Annotated in this window: 15 protein-coding genes; 7 read left to right on the plus strand and 8 right to left on the minus strand. The window is 60.2% G+C overall.

Translation table 11 applies throughout. The annotated features are described in order from the left end of the window. Window positions 1-165: 165 nt before the first annotated feature. The 5 genes from edd to DA915_RS02955 form a co-directional block, all read right to left on the minus strand. Complete coding sequence (gene edd, locus DA915_RS02935; protein ID WP_003503326.1) at window positions 166-1,986, minus strand: phosphogluconate dehydratase; 1,821 nt, start codon at window positions 1,984-1,986, stop codon at window positions 166-168. A 125-nt stretch (window positions 1,987-2,111) separates the two neighbouring features. After that, window positions 2,112-2,810, minus strand: coding sequence for a 6-phosphogluconolactonase (gene pgl, locus DA915_RS02940; protein ID WP_099086156.1), 699 nt, complete (start codon window positions 2,808-2,810; stop codon window positions 2,112-2,114). Window positions 2,811-2,820: 10 nt separating this feature from the next. Next, window positions 2,821-4,296 (minus strand): glucose-6-phosphate dehydrogenase, encoded by a 1,476-nt coding sequence (zwf, locus tag DA915_RS02945; RefSeq protein ID WP_026363666.1) that lies wholly within the window; start codon window positions 4,294-4,296, stop codon window positions 2,821-2,823. A gap of 138 nt (window positions 4,297-4,434) precedes the next feature. After that, a complete protein-coding gene (locus tag DA915_RS02950) occupies window positions 4,435-5,721 on the minus strand; it encodes an FAD-binding oxidoreductase (RefSeq protein WP_080865822.1) in 1,287 nt (428 codons plus the stop codon). A gap of 12 nt (window positions 5,722-5,733) precedes the next feature. Continuing rightward, on the minus strand, window positions 5,734-7,170 hold the full coding sequence (locus tag DA915_RS02955) for a glutamine synthetase family protein (protein ID WP_020010462.1): 1,437 nt from the start codon (window positions 7,168-7,170) through the stop codon (window positions 5,734-5,736). A 123-nt stretch (window positions 7,171-7,293) separates the two neighbouring features. On the opposite strand from DA915_RS02955, the gene DA915_RS02960 reads away from it, so the two are divergent. Beyond that, window positions 7,294-8,478 (plus strand): NAD(P)/FAD-dependent oxidoreductase, encoded by a 1,185-nt coding sequence (locus tag DA915_RS02960; RefSeq protein ID WP_107675097.1) that lies wholly within the window; start codon window positions 7,294-7,296, stop codon window positions 8,476-8,478. A 339-nt stretch (window positions 8,479-8,817) separates the two neighbouring features. On the opposite strand, the gene DA915_RS02965 is transcribed toward DA915_RS02960, so the two are convergent. After that, the gene (locus DA915_RS02965; RefSeq protein WP_107675143.1) at window positions 8,818-9,138 is read right to left on the minus strand and encodes a hypothetical protein; all 321 of its coding nucleotides are present in this window, start codon (window positions 9,136-9,138) and stop codon (window positions 8,818-8,820) included. Between the two features lie 92 nt (window positions 9,139-9,230). On the opposite strand from DA915_RS02965, the gene DA915_RS02970 reads away from it, so the two are divergent. Then, the gene (locus tag DA915_RS02970; protein ID WP_107675098.1) at window positions 9,231-10,103 is read left to right on the plus strand and encodes a LysR family transcriptional regulator; all 873 of its coding nucleotides are present in this window, start codon (window positions 9,231-9,233) and stop codon (window positions 10,101-10,103) included. A gap of 16 nt (window positions 10,104-10,119) precedes the next feature. On the opposite strand, the gene DA915_RS02975 is transcribed toward DA915_RS02970, so the two are convergent. Then, window positions 10,120-10,377 (minus strand): hypothetical protein, encoded by a 258-nt coding sequence (locus DA915_RS02975; RefSeq protein WP_003503306.1) that lies wholly within the window; start codon window positions 10,375-10,377, stop codon window positions 10,120-10,122. Window positions 10,378-10,462: 85 nt separating this feature from the next. After that, window positions 10,463-11,752: an isocitrate lyase gene (gene aceA, locus DA915_RS02980; RefSeq protein ID WP_107675099.1), complete on the minus strand. Its 1,290-nt coding sequence runs from the start codon at window positions 11,750-11,752 to the stop codon at window positions 10,463-10,465. A gap of 255 nt (window positions 11,753-12,007) precedes the next feature. On the opposite strand from aceA, the gene DA915_RS02985 reads away from it, so the two are divergent. From DA915_RS02985 to DA915_RS03005, 5 genes are all read left to right on the plus strand, one after another. After that, entirely contained in the window at window positions 12,008-13,423 is a 1,416-nt protein-coding gene (locus DA915_RS02985; protein WP_107675100.1) for a short-chain fatty acyl-CoA regulator family protein, read from the plus strand. Between the two features lie 152 nt (window positions 13,424-13,575). Continuing rightward, on the plus strand, window positions 13,576-14,673 hold the full coding sequence (locus DA915_RS02990; protein WP_003503300.1) for a polyamine ABC transporter substrate-binding protein: 1,098 nt from the start codon (window positions 13,576-13,578) through the stop codon (window positions 14,671-14,673). A 135-nt stretch (window positions 14,674-14,808) separates the two neighbouring features. Continuing rightward, window positions 14,809-15,966 (plus strand): ABC transporter ATP-binding protein, encoded by a 1,158-nt coding sequence (locus DA915_RS02995; protein ID WP_107675101.1) that lies wholly within the window; start codon window positions 14,809-14,811, stop codon window positions 15,964-15,966. A gap of 11 nt (window positions 15,967-15,977) precedes the next feature. Beyond that, the gene (locus DA915_RS03000; protein WP_003503296.1) at window positions 15,978-16,886 is read left to right on the plus strand and encodes an ABC transporter permease subunit; all 909 of its coding nucleotides are present in this window, start codon (window positions 15,978-15,980) and stop codon (window positions 16,884-16,886) included. 4 nt (window positions 16,887-16,890) lie between these two features. Continuing rightward, window positions 16,891-17,703, plus strand: coding sequence for an ABC transporter permease (locus DA915_RS03005; protein ID WP_107675102.1), 813 nt, complete (start codon window positions 16,891-16,893; stop codon window positions 17,701-17,703). The last annotated feature ends 261 nt before the right edge of the window (window positions 17,704-17,964 follow it).

A 17,964-nucleotide genomic window follows, 5' to 3' on the forward strand; every position in this document is an offset into this window, starting at 1 on the left:
GTCCCGCGGCTGGCTGGAGAAGGCCCTATAGGGCGATCATCACAGTCGCATGACAAGTCTGACGTTTAAGATATGGGAAATAAAGCGGTTTCTGGCGGCATCCGGGTGACACCGCAAAGTAAGGTTGAAAGGCGAAGGCCGCATCAGGCCATCGCCTCCACAAAATCAATGGAAGAGGACGCTGGCGCCCTGATCGGCCGGTCCGGCATTGCGGCGGAAGGGGGCGAAAAGTTCGCGGCCCATGCCCCATTCATTGCCGGAGAGGTCGGCGCGCGCCGGTTCGCGTTTTGCCAGCTCGGCGGCGGAAACCAGCACCTCGAGCGAGCCGGAAATGGCGTCGAGACGGATGATGTCGCCGTCGCGGATGAGCGAGATCGGCCCGCAATCGGAAGCCTCAGGCGTGACGTGGATGGCCGCCGGCACCTTGCCGGAGGCGCCGGACATGCGCCCATCGGTCACCAGCGCCACCTTGAAGCCGCGATCCTGCAGCACACCAAGCGGCGGCGTCAGGCGGTGCAGTTCCGGCATGCCGTTGGCCTTCGGGCCCTGGAAGCGGACGACCGCAATGAAGTCGCGGTTGAGCTTGCCATCCTTGAACGCGTCCTGAAGCTCCTGCTGATCGTTAAAGACGATCGCCGGTGCCTCGATGATGTGGCGCTCCGGTTTGACGGCGGAAATCTTGATGACCGATTTGCCGAGATTGCCGGTCAGCATCTTCAGGCCGCCCGTCGGCTGGAACGGTGTTTCGACGCTGGAGAGAACCTTCGGATCATGGCTCTGCTCGGGGGAGGGCTGGCGGACAACTGCGCCCTTCTCATCAAGCATGGCATCCACGGTGTAAGCCTCTAGCCCCTGTCCGAAGACGGTGCGCACATCGTCATGCACGAAGCCCTGTTTCAGCAGCTGCTTGATGAGGAAACCCATGCCGCCGGCGGCGTGGAAATGGTTCACATCGGCAAGACCGTTGGGATAGACGCGGGCGAGCAGCGGCACGATATCCGAGAGATCGGAAATATCCTGCCAGGTAAGGATGATGCCGGCGGCGCGCGCCATGGCGATCAGATGCATGGTGTGGTTGGTGGAACCGCCCGTCGCATGCAGGCCGACGACGCCGTTGACGACAGACCTTTCATCGATCATCTCGCCGGCCGGGGTAAATTCATTGCCCTGCGCCGTAATCGCCAGTGCGCGCTTTGCAGCTTCACGCGTCAGCGCATCGCGCAGCGGCGTGCCGGGATTGATGAAGGAGGAACCGGGCATATGGAAGCCCATGATCTCCATCAGCATCTGGTTGGAATTGGCGGTGCCGTAGAAGGTGCAGGTGCCGGGACCGTGATAGGACTTGGATTCCGCCTCCAGGAGCTCGGCGCGACCGACCTTGCCTTCCGCATACAGCTGACGGATGCGCGACTTCTCGTCATTCGGCAGACCTGATGTCATCGGGCCGGCAGGAACGAAGACGGCGGGCAGGTGGCCGAAGGCGAGTGCGGCAATGACGAGGCCGGGCACGATCTTGTCGCAGACGCCGAGATAGACGGCGGCGTCGAACATGTTGTGCGACAGGCCGATGCCGGCCGCCATGGCGATAGCGTCGCGGGAAAACAGCGAAAGCTCCATGCCGGGCTGACCCTGGGTTACGCCGTCGCACATGGCGGGAACCGCGCCCGCCACCTGTGCTATGCCGCCCGCTTCTTTTGCCGCATCGCGAATGATCGCCGGGAAGGTCTCATAGGGCTGATGCGCCGAGAGCATGTCGTTATAGGCGGTGATGATGCCGAGATTGGGAACCCGGTCGCCGGCAAGGATGTCCTTGTCGGCGGGGGAACAGACGGCAAATCCATGCGCGAGATTGCCGCAGGACAGAACGGAGCGGTGAACGCCTTTTGAAACCTGCAGCCGCAGCCGCTCGAGATAGGTCTCGCGGTAGGGCTTGGAACGTTCGACGATGCGGGCGGTGATGGCCTGAATGCGGGAATCGGCGGACATGGGCGTTCATCCTGTTCGTTGGTCGGCAACCGGCGTTCCGGGAGGTGAGCGGCCGGTTGTCGTGTTTCAGTCTTCATGTCTTCGGGCGCTTGTCGCGGGGCCGCAGAGGCGGCAACCGCGTTGGCTCATGGCGCCCAGTATATATCCACGGGCGTCTCGGCCCGGTTCAGCACGGCGCGGATCGGCATTTCATCCTCATCCTCGCCAGACTGCGCCTTCTCCAGCGTCGCCTTCTTGGCCGCACCTTCGATATGCAGCACGAGGAAATCGGCATCGTGCAGGCTGGAGAAGTTGAAGGTCAACCGCTCCTCTCCCGCATTCTCCGCCGCCATGGTCAGGACGCCGCGCGGTTCATCAAGGTCGAGCGCTTCGTAGAGATTGTCTCCACCGGGGAAGAACGATGCCGTATGGCCATCCGTTCCCATGCCGAGAATGACGACATCGAAGGGATCGCAGATCGCCTCGGTCTTGACGGTCGCAAGCGTCGCCGCATCCTCGGGCGAGGCCGCCGGCTGGAACAGCGGCACGAAATAGGCCGACTTCGCCTTGTCCTGCAGCAGGTTCTCCGCAACGAGACGGTGGTTCGAACGGTCGCTTTCCGGTGGCACGAAACGTTCGTCCACCAGCGTCACGCTGATATTCGGCCAGTCGAGATCGTGTTTGGAAAGCGCCTGAAAGAACAGCTTGGGCGTCGAACCGCCGGATACGGCGATGCTCGCCGTACCGCGATCCTTCGTTGCCGCATCAAGGCGTTTGGCAACCTCCGCCGCAAGCGCGGTTGCCAGTTCGGCGGCGGTGTCGAAGACGTGGATCGTTTCGCTCATCGGTGCGCCCTCAATCGGCATCGTGCCAGGTGCGACCGTCACGCTCGATCAGTGCGATCGAGCCGCTCGGGCCCCAGGTGCCAGCGGTATAACCCTGCACGCCCTGTCCCAGCTCTTCCCAGCTCTTGAGAATGGGATCGATCCAGTCCCACGCGGCCTCGACCTCGTCGCGGCGCATGAACAGCGTCTGGTTGGAGCGGATGGTGTCCATCAACAGCCGCTCATAGGCATCGGGGCTGCGCACGTTGAAGGCTTCGGCAAAGCTCATGTCCAGCGAGACCTGACGCAGGCGCATGCCGCCCGGGCCGGGGTCCTTGATGAGGAGCGACTGCTTGACGCCTTCATCCGGCTGCAGGCGAATGACCAGCTTGTTGGCCTCGATCTTGCCGGCCGCATCGTCGAAGATCGAATGCGGGATCTGCTTGAATGTGACGACGATTTCCGAAACGCGGGTCGCGAGGCGTTTTCCCGTGCGGATGTAGAAGGGAACGCCGGCCCAGCGCCAGTTGGCGATTTCAGCCTTGATGGCGACGAAGGTTTCGGTGTTGGAAACACCGCCTTCCAGCTCTTCCAGATAGCCCTTGACCGGGCCGCCTGCGGAAGCGCCGGCGCGGTACTGTCCGCGCACAGTCAGCTTTTCGACATTGCTGGTGTCGATCGGCTTCAACGAACGCAGCACCTTGAGCTTTTCGTCACGCACGGCTTCCGATTTCATGGAAGCGGGCGGCTCCATGGCGACAAGGCAAAGCAGCTGCAGGATGTGGTTCTGAACCATGTCGCGCAGCGCACCGGCCTTGTCGTAATAACCGGCGCGGCCTTCGAGGCCGACCGCTTCGGCGACCGTGATCTGAACGTGGTCGATATGGGCGGAATTCCACAGCGGCTCATAAAGCGCGTTGGCGAAACGCAGCGCCATCAGGTTCTGCACCGTCTCCTTGCCGAGATAGTGGTCGATACGGAAGATCTGCTCTTCCTTGAAGACGTGGCCGATCGTGTCGTTGAGTTCCTGGGCAGAGGCCAAATCGCGGCCGATCGGCTTTTCAACAACGATGCGGGTCGAGCGGGTGATGAGCTTGTGTTCGCGGATCTTGTCGGCGATATCGCCGAAAATGCCCGGTGCGACAGCCAGATAGAAGGCGCGCACGCGCTCCTTGCCTTCGTCCAGCAGCTTCTTCAGCACGTCCCAGCCATTGTTGCCCTTGGCATCAACAGGCACGTAGAAAAGCCTGTTCAGGAACACGGCAACCTGTGCGTCGTCATATTCACCGGCCTTCAGGTGCTCCTTCAGAGCGTCCTGCGCAAATTTGCGATATTCCTCATGGGTCATGACCGAACGCGACGCGCCGATGATGCGGGTCGGCTCCGTGAACTGGCCTTCAACCTGCCGGTGATAAAGGGCCGGCAGAAGCTTGCGCTCGGCAAGATCGCCCGTGCCGCCGAAAACGACACAATCAAAAGGTTCAACAGGAATGATCTGACTGCTCATATCGATTCTCTCGATCTTCAAGGGTTGGGGGGCATCAATAATCTAATCGATTTAAAAATGCCAGACTCAGTTATGTGAAATTATGAATTTTGCTTCCGCCAACTCGCCCGCCGCCGGTAACAGTCTATTAACATTGCCCTAAAACCTGTCTCGCAGCGCGTACCAGGAGAGCGCCAGGAAAAGCAGCGGCGCACGCAGCGATGCCCCACCGGGGAAAGACGGCACCTTCAGCCGGGCGAAGGGCTCCAGCATGTCCTTTTTGCCGAGAACCAGATCGGCATAGAGCTTGCCGCAATAATTCGACAGCATCACGCCGTGGCCGGAATAACCGCCGATGGAGGTGACGCCGGGCATGACGTCGCGCACGAAGACCTTGCGCGGCAGGGTAATGCCGACGGAGCCGCCCCAGGAATGGGTGATTTCGACAGCCTTCAGCTCGGGATAAATCTCGGCGATCTGCCGGCGGATATGGCTGGAAATATCGCGTGGCGCATCGGCCGTATAGGCCTCGCGCCCGCCGAACAGCAGCCGGTTGTCGGCCGTCTTGCGGAAATAACGCACCACGAAGCGGGAATCGGCGACGGCTTCCTTGCCGGGGATGATATCAGGATAGGCGTCGAGCGGTGCGGTGGCGCCGATGAAGGAGCGGATCGGCATGATATGGGCAGCCGTTACCGGTTCCAGATTGCCAATATAGGCATTGGTGGCGATCAGTACCCGCGGCGCGGTGATCGTGCCGAAGGGCGTCTCGATGATGGTCTTGCCGCCCGCCTGCCGGATGGACCTGGCGGGGGTCATCTCATAAATGGCGGCACCTGCCGCTTGCGCCGCCTTCGCCAGCCCGACCAGCAGCTTCAGCGGGTGAATGTGGCCGGTGCCGGTGTCGCGCGTGCCGCCGAAATAATGGGTGGAGCCGACGCGTTTGCGTGCTTCGCCACGCTCCATGTAGGAAATATGCGGATAGCCGTAACGATTGTTCATCGCATCCACGCTTCTGCGATAATCATCCTCGTAAGCCGCCTTGTGCGCCACATAGAGCTGCCCCGGCAGATATTCCATGTCGATGCCGCGGCTGCTTGCGAAATCGCGCACGTAATTCTTGGCGTCCTCGGCAATGTCGAACAGCAGCTTCGATTGCTCGAAGCCGATCTCGGCCTCCATTTCGTCCGGAAAGGAGCGCTGGCCGGTGCCGAACTGGCCGCCGTTGCGGCCGGAAGCGCCATCGCCAAAACGATGCGCCTCGATGAGGGCGACGGAGACGCCGTTTTCGGCGAGGTTACAGGCGGCCTGAAGGCCGGTATAACCGCCGCCGATGATCGCGACATCAACTTGCTTCGATCCATCGAGGGCAGGATAGTCCGGCCGCTCGCCGACGGTTGCCTGATACCAGGAAATTCCCGGCGCAATCGGGCTTTGCCATGTCATGCTCGTGGTTCCTCACACGTTGAGAAGCAGGAACTCGCGCTCCCAGGGGCTGATGACCTGCATGAAGGTCTCGAACTCCCCGCGTTTCAGGCCCGCATAAAGGCCCACGAATTCATGGCCAAACACCCGCTCGAACTGTTCTTCGCCTTCCAGCAGCGCCACGGCCTCCAGAAGCCCGCGCGGCAGGTCGATGGAACCTTCATTGGCCGTCTCGGCGGTCGGTTCGGTCGGTTCGATATTGTTGACGATGCCGAGCCAGCCGCAGCCGAGCGAGGCGGCAAGCGCGAGGTAGGGATTGGCGTCCGAACTCGGCAGGCGGTTTTCGACGCGCCGCGCCTGCGGGCCGGAAATCGGCACGCGGAAGGCGGTCGTGCGGTTGTCGTAACCCCAGGCATTGTTGACCGGGCAGGCCATATCAGGCGTCAGGCGGCGATAGGAATTCACATAGGGCGCGAGCATGACAAGCGCGTTCGGAACGTAACGCTGCATGCCGCCGACGAAGGAGAAGAACTCCTTGGAAGGGCCGCCATCCTTGTTCGAGAAAATATTGCGGCCGCTGTCGATTTCCACCACCGACTGGTGAATATGCATGGCCGAACCCGGCTGGCCCTGCATCGGCTTGGCCATGAAGGTAGCGTAGATGCCGTGCTTCAGCGCCGCCTCGCGGATGGTGCGCTTGAACAGGAAAACCTGATCGGCAAGCTCGATGGGGTCGCCGTGGCGCAGGTTGATCTCCAGCTGCGCCGGGCCTTCCTCGTGGATCAGCGTATCGATCTCGAGGCCCTGCTTTTCCGAGAAGTGATAGATATCGTCGATCAGCTCGTCGAACTCGTTGATGCCGGCGATGGAATAGCTCTGCCCGCCGACAATGGAGCGGCCGGACCGGCCCTTCGGCGGATGCAGCGGATAATCCGGGTCGTCATTCATGGCGACGAGGTAGAATTCGATTTCCGGCGCGACGACCGGCTTCCAGCCCTTTTCCGTATAAAGCGACAGCACGTTCTTCAGCACGTTGCGCGGCGTATAGGGGACGAAATTGCCTTCCGCATCCACGACGTCGCAGATCACCTGCGCGGTCGGGTCGCTCTCCCACGGCACGACGGAGAGCGTGGAAAGATCAGGCACCAGCTTCAGGTCACTGTCGCGCGGCTCGTAACGGAAATTAGCGGTCTCATCAGGATATTCGCCTGATATCGTATGGCGGTAGAGCGCGGAGGGCAGGGCAAGCGAGGTGTCGCCCGTGAACTTTGCCGTCGGCATCATCTTGCCGCGCGCAACGCCGGCAAGATCGGGGGTGATGCATTCTATGTCTTCGATACCGCGCGCCCTCAGCCATTGCGCGGCTTCGCGCCAGGAGGAAACGCCACGGGTGGAGGAGAGGTCGAGGGGAGGTGTCTTTGCCATGGTTGCCTGTTTCTTCGGGCGGAGCATGGTTTTCTTCGGGGGCATGTATCACCGGGTCTGTGTTTCTGGTGGAGCCATCATAACCGTAGTTTGGCAATTGGCGAGGGGGAAAGCGCCATTGACAAGCGGCGGCACTTCGAAAAGAGGAAAGGAAACGGATCGGATGGAATGATGACAGAGAAATGTGACGTGCTGATTTTGGGGGCGGGCGCCGCCGGCATGATGTGCGCCATCCGCGCCGGCCAGCGCGGCCGCTCCGTCATAATTCTCGACCATGCGAAGGCGCCGGGCGAAAAGATCCGCATCTCCGGCGGCGGCCGCTGCAACTTCACCAATATCCATGCCGGGCCGAAGAATTATCTCTCCGCCAATCCGCATTTCGCCAAATCCGCTCTAGCCCGTTATACGCCGCGCGATTTCATTGCCCTTGTCGAAAAACACCGCATCGCCTGGCATGAAAAGACGCTCGGCCAGCTTTTCTGTGACGACAGCGCCAAGGATATCATCCGCATGCTGCTTGGCGAAATGCAGGCAGTCAATGCGAAGCTGCGGCTCGAAACGTCAGTCTCGGCCGTCACCCATGACGGCGGGCGGTTTCGCGTCACGACATCAGGCGGCGTCATCGAGGCGGAAAGCGTCGTTGTGGCGACGGGCGGTAAGTCGATCCCGAAAATGGGCGCGACCGGTTTCGCCTACCAGATCGCCGAGCAATTCGGCCTCAAGCTTATCGAGACGCGTCCCGGTCTCGTGCCGCTGACGCTCGATCCCACTTTGCTGGAAAAGCTGAGCCCGCTTGCCGGCGTCGCGGTTCCGGCTGAGGTTTCCCATGGCAAGACCTCGTTTGAGGAAGCGCTGCTCTTCACCCATCGCGGTTTGAGCGGACCCTCGATCCTGCAAATCTCATCCTACTGGCGCGAGGGTGATGTGGTCCGCCTGAAGCTTGAGCCGCATCGCGATATAGCCGCGCTTCTGAAGCAGGCGAAACAGAAGAACGGTCGGCAGTCACCCCAGACCGCTTTGTCGGAAATCCTGCCGAAGCGTCTTGCCCAGCATGTCGTCGAACAATCCGGCCTCACCGGCCATCTGGCCGATATGTCGGACAAGGTGCTGGCGAAGCTTGCGGGCGAGGTGCAGGACTGGCAGGTCAAGCCCGCCGGTTCCGAAGGTTACCGCACGGCGGAAGTCACGCTTGGCGGTGTGGACACGACCGGCCTCGATTCCCGCAGCATGGCGGCAAAATCCGTGGCGGGGCTTTATTTCATCGGCGAATGTGTTGATGTGACCGGCTGGCTCGGCGGTTATAATTTCCAGTGGGCCTGGGCTTCCGGGCAGGCAGCAGGCGAATTCGCGTGAGATAGTCTGAGGTTTTTGAAGCGCTTGCACTTGTCTCCTCCGTCATACCGGCCTTGAGCCGGTATCCAGTCAGCTCAAGTCCCTGGGCTGAAAAGACTCTCTCGCCGCAAAGACGTGCGTCGGCTAGACCCCGGATCTAGTCCGGGGTGACGGTGTGCGGATGCCACCTGTTTGCCAAAATCCTTGGCTGAGTTTGTTATCCGCCTTTGCCCTTTTAACAATCTGTTAACGGGCGCGGAGTCATCCTGACCGAATGCCAGCAAAGCCGGATCGCCCTATGATCCCGCTGCACATGAAGTCATGCTGGACGCCTTGAGAGGGCATGGGTCGGTTGAGTTTTTAGTCAGGAGCCCGCGCATGAACAGAACAGCACATCGCCGCCCTCGCGCCATTGCCATCGTCCGCGTCGAAAGCGAGAGCAGGCAGTTGGTCTTTCGCCTGACTGCAATCGCAGCCGGTGCTCTGGCTGCCCTGATCGCTCTTTTTTATTGAAGCCCGGCGTCTCGCTCTTATCATTCCCGCAATCGCGCTGAAAAACCGCGACAGACGTGATGCCTCTGCCATGTCCGTATAGAATTTGTCTTCCTGCAGGACGGCTTCCCGCCGCGTGCGCGGTTTTAGATTTTCAATGATAGTCTGTGCTGCATAAAACGCGTGCAGATCGTCCATCTCGCTCTCCTTGTTACGGAAGGCCATGATGCACGCCGTTTTTTGTTTTATCTGCGTAAGAAAATGCGCTACGTTTTTCACTGATGAAAAATGTCACCTGGGATTCCTACCAGCTTTTTCTAGATGTGTCACGCAGCGGCGGCCTGACCGGGGCCGCGGCGATAACGGGTTTGAGCCCCGCGACCATCGGACGGCGCATGGTCGAGCTGGAGGAACGCGTCGGCAAGCCTCTCTTCCTGCGCAGCCAGACGGGATATACGCTTACGGCGGATGGCCGTGCGCTGTTCGACCGCCTTCAGGCAATGGAACAGGCGGCGAAGGATATCGAGGGATGGCAAAAGGCCTCGTCGGCCTCATCTGTCGTACGCATTGCCGTCGGCACCTGGAATGCCTGGCTGATGGCGGCCAATTTCTCCGCCATCTGCACGGATCGCGACGATTTCCGCATCGATCTTTTCATCGCCGAACAGCGGGCCTCTCTGGCACATCGCGAAAACGATATCGGCATTCGCGCCTTCGAGCCGCAGGAGCGCAACCTTGCCGCCATCAAAACGGGGGAGGTGGCCTATGCGCCCTACCGGCTGCGCAACGCCGCCACCTCCGTTTCAGACCGGTGGCTGGCAGTAGCGGAGGAAAACGCCATTTCCTCCTATCTGCGCTGGCCGCGTGAAAACCGGCGGGACAATATTGTGGTGACCGTCAGCCGGCCGACGGCGCTTCTCGATCTGGCACTGGCGGGCGCAGGGGTCGCCGTGCTGCCGTGTTTCGTGGGCGATGCCGATGCGCGGCTGATGCGGGAGGGCGATGAGATCGAGCCGCTCCGCCACAATCAATGGATCGTCATGAACAATGACGATCGCCACCGCCGCGATATCAGGACGGTGGCGGATCGGATGACCCGTCTGATCAAGGGGCATTCCGATCTTTATGCCGGGCGCAAGAGCCGCCCGGCATAAAAGAAAGGCTGTCGCTTCAGGCGGCGTCACGCCCTTGCGCGACGATGACGGGAATCAGAAGATCTCCCCAGTTGCCGCCGCCGCCATGGTGGCGGGCCGAGCGGACCAGCTCGACGGAAACACCGGCTTCGACGGCTTTCATGACGGCCTGGTTGAGGCGGTGCAGATCATTGGCCAGCATGCGGATGGCGGCCTGCTGCTCCTGCGTCATGGCGGAGGACTGCTCCTCGGCGCGTTCCTTGACGTGGGTCTTGATGGGGTTGTGGGCATTCATGGCATTTCTCCTCTCATTATTGGTTGGGGTTCTTGATCCGGTTTGCAAGCCCTTCCCGCGGCCGGGAAGGGCGTTTTTTGCAGGTTTATTCGGCCGCCGGGCGGAACTGGTCGTGCTCGGTGGATTCCTTCATGGCTGTCGTCGAAGACGTGCCGCCGGAGATTGCGAGCGACACGGCGTCGAAATAGCCGGTGCCGACTTCGCGCTGGTGTTTGGTGGCGGTGTAACCATTGGCCTCGGCTGCGAATTCCGCTTCCTGAAGCTCGGAATAAGCCGCCATCTGCCGGTCCTTGTAACCGCGCGCCAGTTCGAACATGCCGAAATTCAGCTGGTGGAAACCGGCGAGCGTAATGAACTGGAATTTGTAGCCCATTGCGCCCAGTTCCCGCTGGAACTTGGCAATCGTCGCGTCGTCGAGGTTCTTTTTCCAGTTGAACGACGGCGAGCAATTGTAGGCGAGCTTCTTGCCGGGATGCACCTTGTGCACGCCTTCCGCAAACCTGCGCGCCTGCTCGAGATCCGGCTTTGATGTCTCGCACCAGATCAGGTCGCAATAGGGTGCATAGGCCACCGCGCGGGCTATACAGGGCTCAAGACCGTTCTTGACCTGATAAAAGCCCTCGACGGTGCGGCCGGCATCGTAATCCACGAAGGGACGGTCGCGCTCATCGATATCGGAGGTCAGAAGCTTGGCGGCCTCCGCATCCGTGCGGGCGATGACCAGCGTTGGCACACCCATGACGTCAGCCGCAAGCCGCGCCGCCGTGAGGTTGCGGATATGCGCCGCCGTCGGGATCAGGACCTTGCCGCCGAGATGACCGCACTTCTTTTCCGATGCCAGCTGGTCTTCATAGTGAACACCCGCAGCACCTGCCTCGATGAAGGCCTTCATGATCTCGAAAGCGTTGAGCGGCCCGCCGAAACCGGCCTCCGCATCGGCAACGATCGGCGCGAACCAGGTATCGACCGAAAGGCCCTTGCCCTCCGCCGTCTCGATCTGGTCGGCGCGCTGCAGGGTGCGGTTGATGCGCTTTGCAAGCTCCGGCGCCGCATTGGCGGGATAAAGCGACTGGTCCGGATACATGGCCGACGCCGTATTGGCATCCGCCGCAACCTGCCAGCCCGAGAGATAGATCGCCTTCAGCCCGGCGCGAACCATCTGCATGGCCTGGTTGCCGGAAAGCGCGCCGAGCGCATTGACGAAATTTTCCTCGTCGATCAGCTTCCACAGCCGGTTCGCGCCCATTTCGGCCAGCGAATGGCGGATTTCGACGGAGCCGCGCAGCCGCTCCACATCCGCGGCGGTGTAAGTGCGCTCGATGCCGTCGAAGCGTCCCTGCGGTGCACCCGGAACAAGTTTGTAAAAATCCGTCATACTTCTCTCTCCCTTGACAAATGCCGTTTCGGAAACGTGCTGCCTTCAACTTTGTGAAGCGCCGTTCGATGTGACTACATTTACATTTTTGGCGATTTGAGCGCCAGAACAAACATAAAAACAGTGACTTGAAAGAGGTTATCCTGTAGGATGCATGACAGGGTGGAGCTGTAAAATTGTAAATTTTGTAAAATCTATTCACCCCGAGAGTTTGTAACAGGCTTGTATGAGTCGTCGGGATGGAGAGGCAAGACGGTGTCGGAAAACAAGATTTTTGCAGGCCCGCGCGTGCGCCGCATTCGCAATGGTCTGGGGCTGACGCAGACGGCCATGGCCGAGGCGCTGGCGATTTCGCCGTCTTATCTCAATCTCATCGAGCGCAACCAGCGACCGCTGACCGTGCAGCTGCTTTTGAAGCTCGCCTCTGTCTATAAGGTCGATCTTGATGATCTGCAGGGCGAAAGCGCCGGTTCCGCCGGGCAGCTGCGTGAAGTCTTCGCCGATCCGCTGCTTTCCGGTGAGGTGCCGTCGCCGCAGGAGCTGATCGAGGTCGCAGATGCGGCGCCCAATGCGGCAAGCGGTGTCCTCAAGCTTTACCGGGCCTACCGGGAACAGGCGCAGCGCCTTTCCGACCTTTCCGATCTTCTGGCGCGGGAAGGGCACGAAACGGCGCTCTCCTCCACCCGCCTGCCGATCGACGAGGTGCGGCATGTCTTTGAAAACCGGTCGGCCTATTTCCACGCCATCGATGCGGCGGCGGAAGAACTCCATAAACAATTGGCGGCGGGCGATGATCTCGCCTCCGGGCTGAGGGCATGGCTGCAGAAAAACCACGGTATCGTGGTCAGAACCTTGCCTGTACACGCCATGCCGAACCTCAGGAGGCGTTATGACCGCCATTCGATGCGGCTGTTTTTATCCGAGCGCCTGTCGCAGCCGGATCAGCTGAGGGAAATGGCCATGGAGACCTGTCTTCTGGCCCTTCGCGAAGAGATAGGCGCGGAGCTTGACGGGCTTGGTTTGAAAGGGGAGGAGGCAAAGCGCATCGCCCGCTTCGAGCTGGCGCGTTATGCCGCCCATGCCCTGATGATGCCTTATGGCGCATTCCTTGCTGCCGCCCAGCGCGCGAAATACGATCTTGATGTTTTGCGGTCGCGCTTCAACGTGTCGTTCGAGCAGGCCGCCAATCGCCTCGTCAGCCTGCAACGGCCAACGGCTGCGGCAATACCGTTTTTCCTGATGGAGATCGACAATGCCGGCAACCGGTTCCGCCTCGCAGGGGCCGGTGGTTTTCCGAGGGCGCGGTTCGGCGGCCTCTGTCCGCGGCTTAATATCCATGCCGCCTTCGCCCAGCCGGGGCAGGTGCTGGTGGAGGCGGTGGAGATGCCTGACGGTGATGCCTTCCTCACGGTTTCGCGCACACTGGAAGGCCCGCAGGCGGGTTTCGGCGAGAGGGTGCGGCGAACGGCCGTGCTTGTCGGTTGCGATCTCGCTCAGGCGGGAGAGACGGTCTATGGCCCAGCCGCCTCGGGTGCGTCGCCCGTTGCCGTCGGCCCCTCGTGCCGGCTGTGCGAAAGGCAGGGCTGTCTGTCGCGCGCCGAAGCGCCGCTGACACGGCCGCTGGGGCTGGATGAAATGGTGACCGGCCTTAGTGTTTTCGACTTCCAGTAGGTGTTTCCATCCGCTTTTTTGCGGCCGGAACACATTTGGTTGAAAATGCTGTGCTGCACATTTCCCGCTTGCTCCCTTTTGTTTTCCTTTCTAGTCTCTCCAAAAAAAGGGGATCACGCTTCCACCGTGAGGATGCGTTAACAGGAGACATCATGAAAAACCGTTCTCTCCGTCTGACCTTGGCTCTCACCACCGCGCTCGTTGCAGCAGGCTCGGCAATGGCCCAGGAGAAGGTCGTCCACGTCTATAACTGGTCGGATTATATCGACGAATCGATCCTTACCGATTTCACCAAGGAAACCGGTATCAAGGTCGTCTATGACGTGTTCGACAGCAACGAACTTGTGGAAACCAAGCTTCTGGCCGGCAGCTCCGGTTATGATGTCGTGGTGCCGACCGGCCCCTTCCTTGCCCGCCAGATCAATGCCGGCGTGTTCCAGAAACTCGACAAGTCCAAGTTGCCGAATCTGAAGAACCTGTGGCCCGAGGTCTCCGAGCGTCTGGCGAAATACGACCCCGGCAACGAATATGCCGTGAACTACATGTGGGGCACCACCGGCATCGGTTATAACGTCGCGAAGGTGAAGGCAGCGCTTGGCGATGTTCCCGTCGATAGCTGGGATATTCTCTTCAAGCCGGAAAATGCCGAAAAGTTGAAATCCTGCGGTATCAATATTCTCGATGCGTCGGACGAAACCTTCGCCATCGCCATGAATTATCTCGGCAAGAATCCCGACAGCAAGGAAACGGCCGACCTGGAAGCCGGCGGCGAGGTCTATTCGAAGATCCGTCCTTTCGTGAAGACCTTCAACTCCTCCGCCTATATCGACGAACTCGCGAATGGCGACAGCTGCATCACCATCGGCTGGTCGGGTGACATCCTCCAGGCGAAGAGCCGTGCCGAGGAAGCCAAGAACGGCGTCGAGGTGAACTACATCATCCCGAAGGAAGGCACCTATATGTGGTTCGACAACCTTGCCATCCCCGCGGATGCCAAGAATGTCGAGGAAGCCCACACCTTCATCAACTATCTGATGCGGCCGGAAGTCATCGCCAAGGCGTCCAACTACGTTCAGTATGCCAATGGCAACCTCGCTTCGCAGGCGTTGATGGATGAGTCCGTCGCCAAGAACCCGGCGGTCTATCCCAATGCGGAGACGATGAAGAAGCTCTTCACCATCTCGCCCTACGGACCGAAGGAACAGCGTGTGCTGAACCGCGTCTGGACGCAGATTAAGACCGGCAGCTAAGACCTCCGCCCGCTGGTTGAGGAACGGCCGGCGGGCCTGTTTCTCAAATCCTTTGCCGGCAGGTCCCACGACCTGCCGGTGTCGCCCGCCCCGAAGCATCGTTCGAAAGACCAACGGGATTTGAGGGTAGGGTGAATGGCGAAAACTCTGGGGCCGGTCAAACGCAAATTTAGCCCTTGGGACAATCCCGATGCGGTGCCCTTCATCCGCTTTGAAAACGTCACCAAACGTTTTGGCGATTTTGTCGCCGTCAATAATCTGACGCTCGATATTTACGAGCGCGAGTTCTTCTCGCTGCTTGGTCCCTCCGGCTGCGGCAAGACCACGCTGATGCGCATGCTCGCCGGTTTCGAGGAACCGACCGAGGGCCGCATCCTGCTGCAGGGCAAGGATATTTCCGGCGTTCCGCCCTATAAGCGCCCCACCAACATGATGTTCCAGTCCTATGCGCTTTTCCCGCATATGTCGGTGGAAAAGAACGTCGCTTTCGGTCTGGAGCAGGATGGTCTGCCCAAGGCGGACGTCGCCGCCCGCGTCGAGGAAATGCTGCGCCTCGTCAAGCTCACGGAATTCGCCAAGCGCAAGCCCAGCCAGCTTTCCGGCGGCCAGCGCCAGCGCGTGGCGCTCGCGCGTTCGCTTGCCAAGCGGCCGAAGGTGCTTCTTCTCGATGAGCCTCTCGGCGCGCTCGACAAGAAGCTGCGCGAAGAAACGCAGTTCGAGCTGATGGACATCCAGACCAATCTCGGCCTCACCTTCCTCATCGTCACCCATGATCAGGAAGAGGCGATGACCGTGTCGGACCGCATCGCGGTCATGGACAAGGGCAACGTCGTGCAGGTGGCGACACCAGCCGAGATCTATGAGGCGCCGAACAGCCGCTACGTGGCTGACTTCATCGGCGACATCAATATTTTCGACGCGAAGGTCGTCGCCAATGCTTCGGATCCCGGCAAGCCTGGCCTGGTGACGCTGGATTGCGAAGGGCTGAAAGTGGCGGTGGAGCAGGAATGTGCTGCCGCGACCGGCAGTCAGGTCGCTTACGCCATCCGCCCGGAAAAGGTTCGCATCTCGCTAGACCAGCCCGCCGACAGCAGCGTCAACTCCGCCTATGGCGAGGTCTGGGATATCGGTTATCTCGGCGACTTCTCGGTCTTCATCGTCAAGCTTGCCGATGGCCGCGTCATCCGCGCCGCGCAAGCGAACGTCTCGCGTCTCGTGGATCGTCCGATCACCTTCGGCGACATGGTGTGGTTGAACTGGAGGCCGGATTCCGGCCTTGTCCTGACGCGCTGAGGGAGGCTTTCATGGCGATCACCACTCCCGAAAACCGGCAAAGCCCCTGGCGCTGGCTGGTCGTCGCGGTTCCCTATTTCTGGCTGCTGCTGTTTTTCGCAGCACCCTTCTTAATCATCTTCAAGATCTCGCTGTCGGATACGGCGATCTCCATGCCGCCCTATACGCCGGTCTTCGAAGGGTTTTCGAAGCTCGGCGAATTCTTTTCGCAGCTGGATTTCGAAAATTACCTGTTCCTGACGGAAGACCCGCTCTACATCGACGCCTATCTGTCGTCGCTGCGCATCGCCTTCATCTCCACCTTCCTGCTGCTGCTGATCGGTTATCCCATGGCGCTGGCGATGGCGCGCGCACCGTCATCCATTCGCCCGACGCTGGTGATGCTGGTGATCCTGCCGTTCTGGACTTCGTTCCTGATCCGCGTTTACGCCTGGATCGGCATTCTGAAGCCCGAAGGCCTGCTGACGGTGCTGTTCCAGTCGATCGGCCTTCTGGGGCCGGACCAGCAGGTCAATATCTTCCGCACCGAGACGGCGATCTTCATCGGCATTGTTTATTCCTATCTGCCCTTCATGGTGCTGCCGCTTTATTCGGCGCTGGAAAAGCTCGACAATACACTCCTCGAAGCTGCTGCCGATCTTGGTTGCCCGCCATGGAAGGCCTTCTGGAAGATCACGTTTCCGCTCTCCCTGCCGGGCGTCGTAGCCGGGTCGATGATCTGCTTCATCCCGATAACGGGCGAGTTCGTCATCCCCGATCTCCTGGGTGGCGCGCAGACGCTGATGATCGGCAAGACGCTGTGGACGGAATTCTTCGGCAACCGCGACTGGCCTTTGGCATCCGCCGTCGCCGTGCTGCTTCTGCTGTTGCTGGTGGTGCCCATCGCCATCTTCCAGAACCAGCAGAAGAAGGTGGGGTGAGGCCATGAAGCGCGGAAAATTCGACATCACCGTCCTCACCCTCGGTTTTGCCTTTCTTTATATCCCGATCATCATCCTGATCGTTTATTCCTTCAACGCCTCCAAGCTGGTCACCGTCTGGGGCGGCTTTTCGCTGCAATGGTATCGCTCCATGTGGTCGAACCAGGGGCTGATGGATGCTGCCTGGGTGACGCTGCGCGTCGGTATCCTCAGCGCCACCATCGGCACCATCCTCGGCACTCTGGCGGCGCTGTCGCTCACCCGCTTTGTCCGCTTCCCGGGTCGGGTACTGTTTTCCGGCATGATCTATGCGCCGCTCGTCATGCCGGAGGTGATTACCGGCCTGTCGCTGCTGCTGCTCTTCGTGGCGGTCGGGGTGGATCGCGGTTTCTGGACCGTGGTCATTGCGCACACCACCTTCACCATGTGTTACGTGGCGATCGTCGTGCAGTCGCGCCTTTTGACCTTCGACCGCAGTCTGGAGGAGGCGGCGCTCGATCTCGGTTGCCCGCCGGTCAAGACCTTCTTCCGCATCACCCTGCCGCTGATCTTTCCCGCCGTCATCGCCGGCTGGATGCTGGCCTTCACCCTGTCGCTCGATGATCTTGTCATCGCCAGCTTCGCCACCGGTCCCGGTGCGACGACGCTGCCGATCAAGATCTATTCGCAGGTACGCCTTGGCGTGACGCCGGAAATCAACGCCATCTGCACGATCCTCATCGGGCTCGTAACCATCGGCGTTATCGTTGCCTCCATCGCATCCAAACGCACGGAGTTGCAGCGGATGCGGGATGAACACGCCGCCGCCCGACACTGATCAAACGGACCGCTTTGATTTTCTCGCGTTACTGTTGAAATCGCGATTAATTCAGGAACTTTTAATTTAGTTTCGGCGCTTTACGGTCTCAGAATAGGAATTTTCGTCGGTAATTGCTCGATTTTGGTTTTAACCGCTTGTTAATAGGAGTTGGCGGAAAGTAAACCCAACGCAGGGCTGTCAAATTTCTGATGGCCGGGATTGATAATTTCCATATCGCGAGATTGTCCCCCTTTCTCTCGTTGAAAAAAGCACAACTAA

The organism is Agrobacterium sp. LAD9 (assembly GCF_003031125.1).
Taxonomy (GTDB): domain Bacteria; phylum Pseudomonadota; class Alphaproteobacteria; order Rhizobiales; family Rhizobiaceae; genus Agrobacterium; species Agrobacterium radiobacter.

Coding starts and splice junctions, on each gene's coding strand:
- DA915_RS02970 (WP_107675098.1), top strand. CDS start 9,231: ATGAAAAATGTCACCTGGGATTCCTACCAGCTTTTTCTAGATGTGTCA.
- DA915_RS02975 (WP_003503306.1), bottom strand. CDS start 10,377: ATGAATGCCCACAACCCCATCAAGACCCACGTCAAGGAACGCGCCGAG.
- DA915_RS03005 (WP_107675102.1), top strand. CDS start 16,891: ATGAAGCGCGGAAAATTCGACATCACCGTCCTCACCCTCGGTTTTGCC.
- DA915_RS02955 (WP_020010462.1), bottom strand. CDS start 7,170: ATGCCCCCGAAGAAAACCATGCTCCGCCCGAAGAAACAGGCAACCATG.
- DA915_RS02990 (WP_003503300.1), top strand. CDS start 13,576: ATGAAAAACCGTTCTCTCCGTCTGACCTTGGCTCTCACCACCGCGCTC.
- pgl (WP_099086156.1), bottom strand. CDS start 2,810: ATGAGCGAAACGATCCACGTCTTCGACACCGCCGCCGAACTGGCAACC.
- zwf (WP_026363666.1), bottom strand. CDS start 4,296: ATGAGCAGTCAGATCATTCCTGTTGAACCTTTTGATTGTGTCGTTTTC.
- DA915_RS02960 (WP_107675097.1), top strand. CDS start 7,294: ATGATGACAGAGAAATGTGACGTGCTGATTTTGGGGGCGGGCGCCGCC.
- edd (WP_003503326.1), bottom strand. CDS start 1,986: ATGTCCGCCGATTCCCGCATTCAGGCCATCACCGCCCGCATCGTCGAA.
- aceA (WP_107675099.1), bottom strand. CDS start 11,752: ATGACGGATTTTTACAAACTTGTTCCGGGTGCACCGCAGGGACGCTTC.
- DA915_RS03000 (WP_003503296.1), top strand. CDS start 15,978: ATGGCGATCACCACTCCCGAAAACCGGCAAAGCCCCTGGCGCTGGCTG.
- DA915_RS02950 (WP_080865822.1), bottom strand. CDS start 5,721: ATGACATGGCAAAGCCCGATTGCGCCGGGAATTTCCTGGTATCAGGCA.
- DA915_RS02995 (WP_107675101.1), top strand. CDS start 14,809: ATGGCGAAAACTCTGGGGCCGGTCAAACGCAAATTTAGCCCTTGGGAC.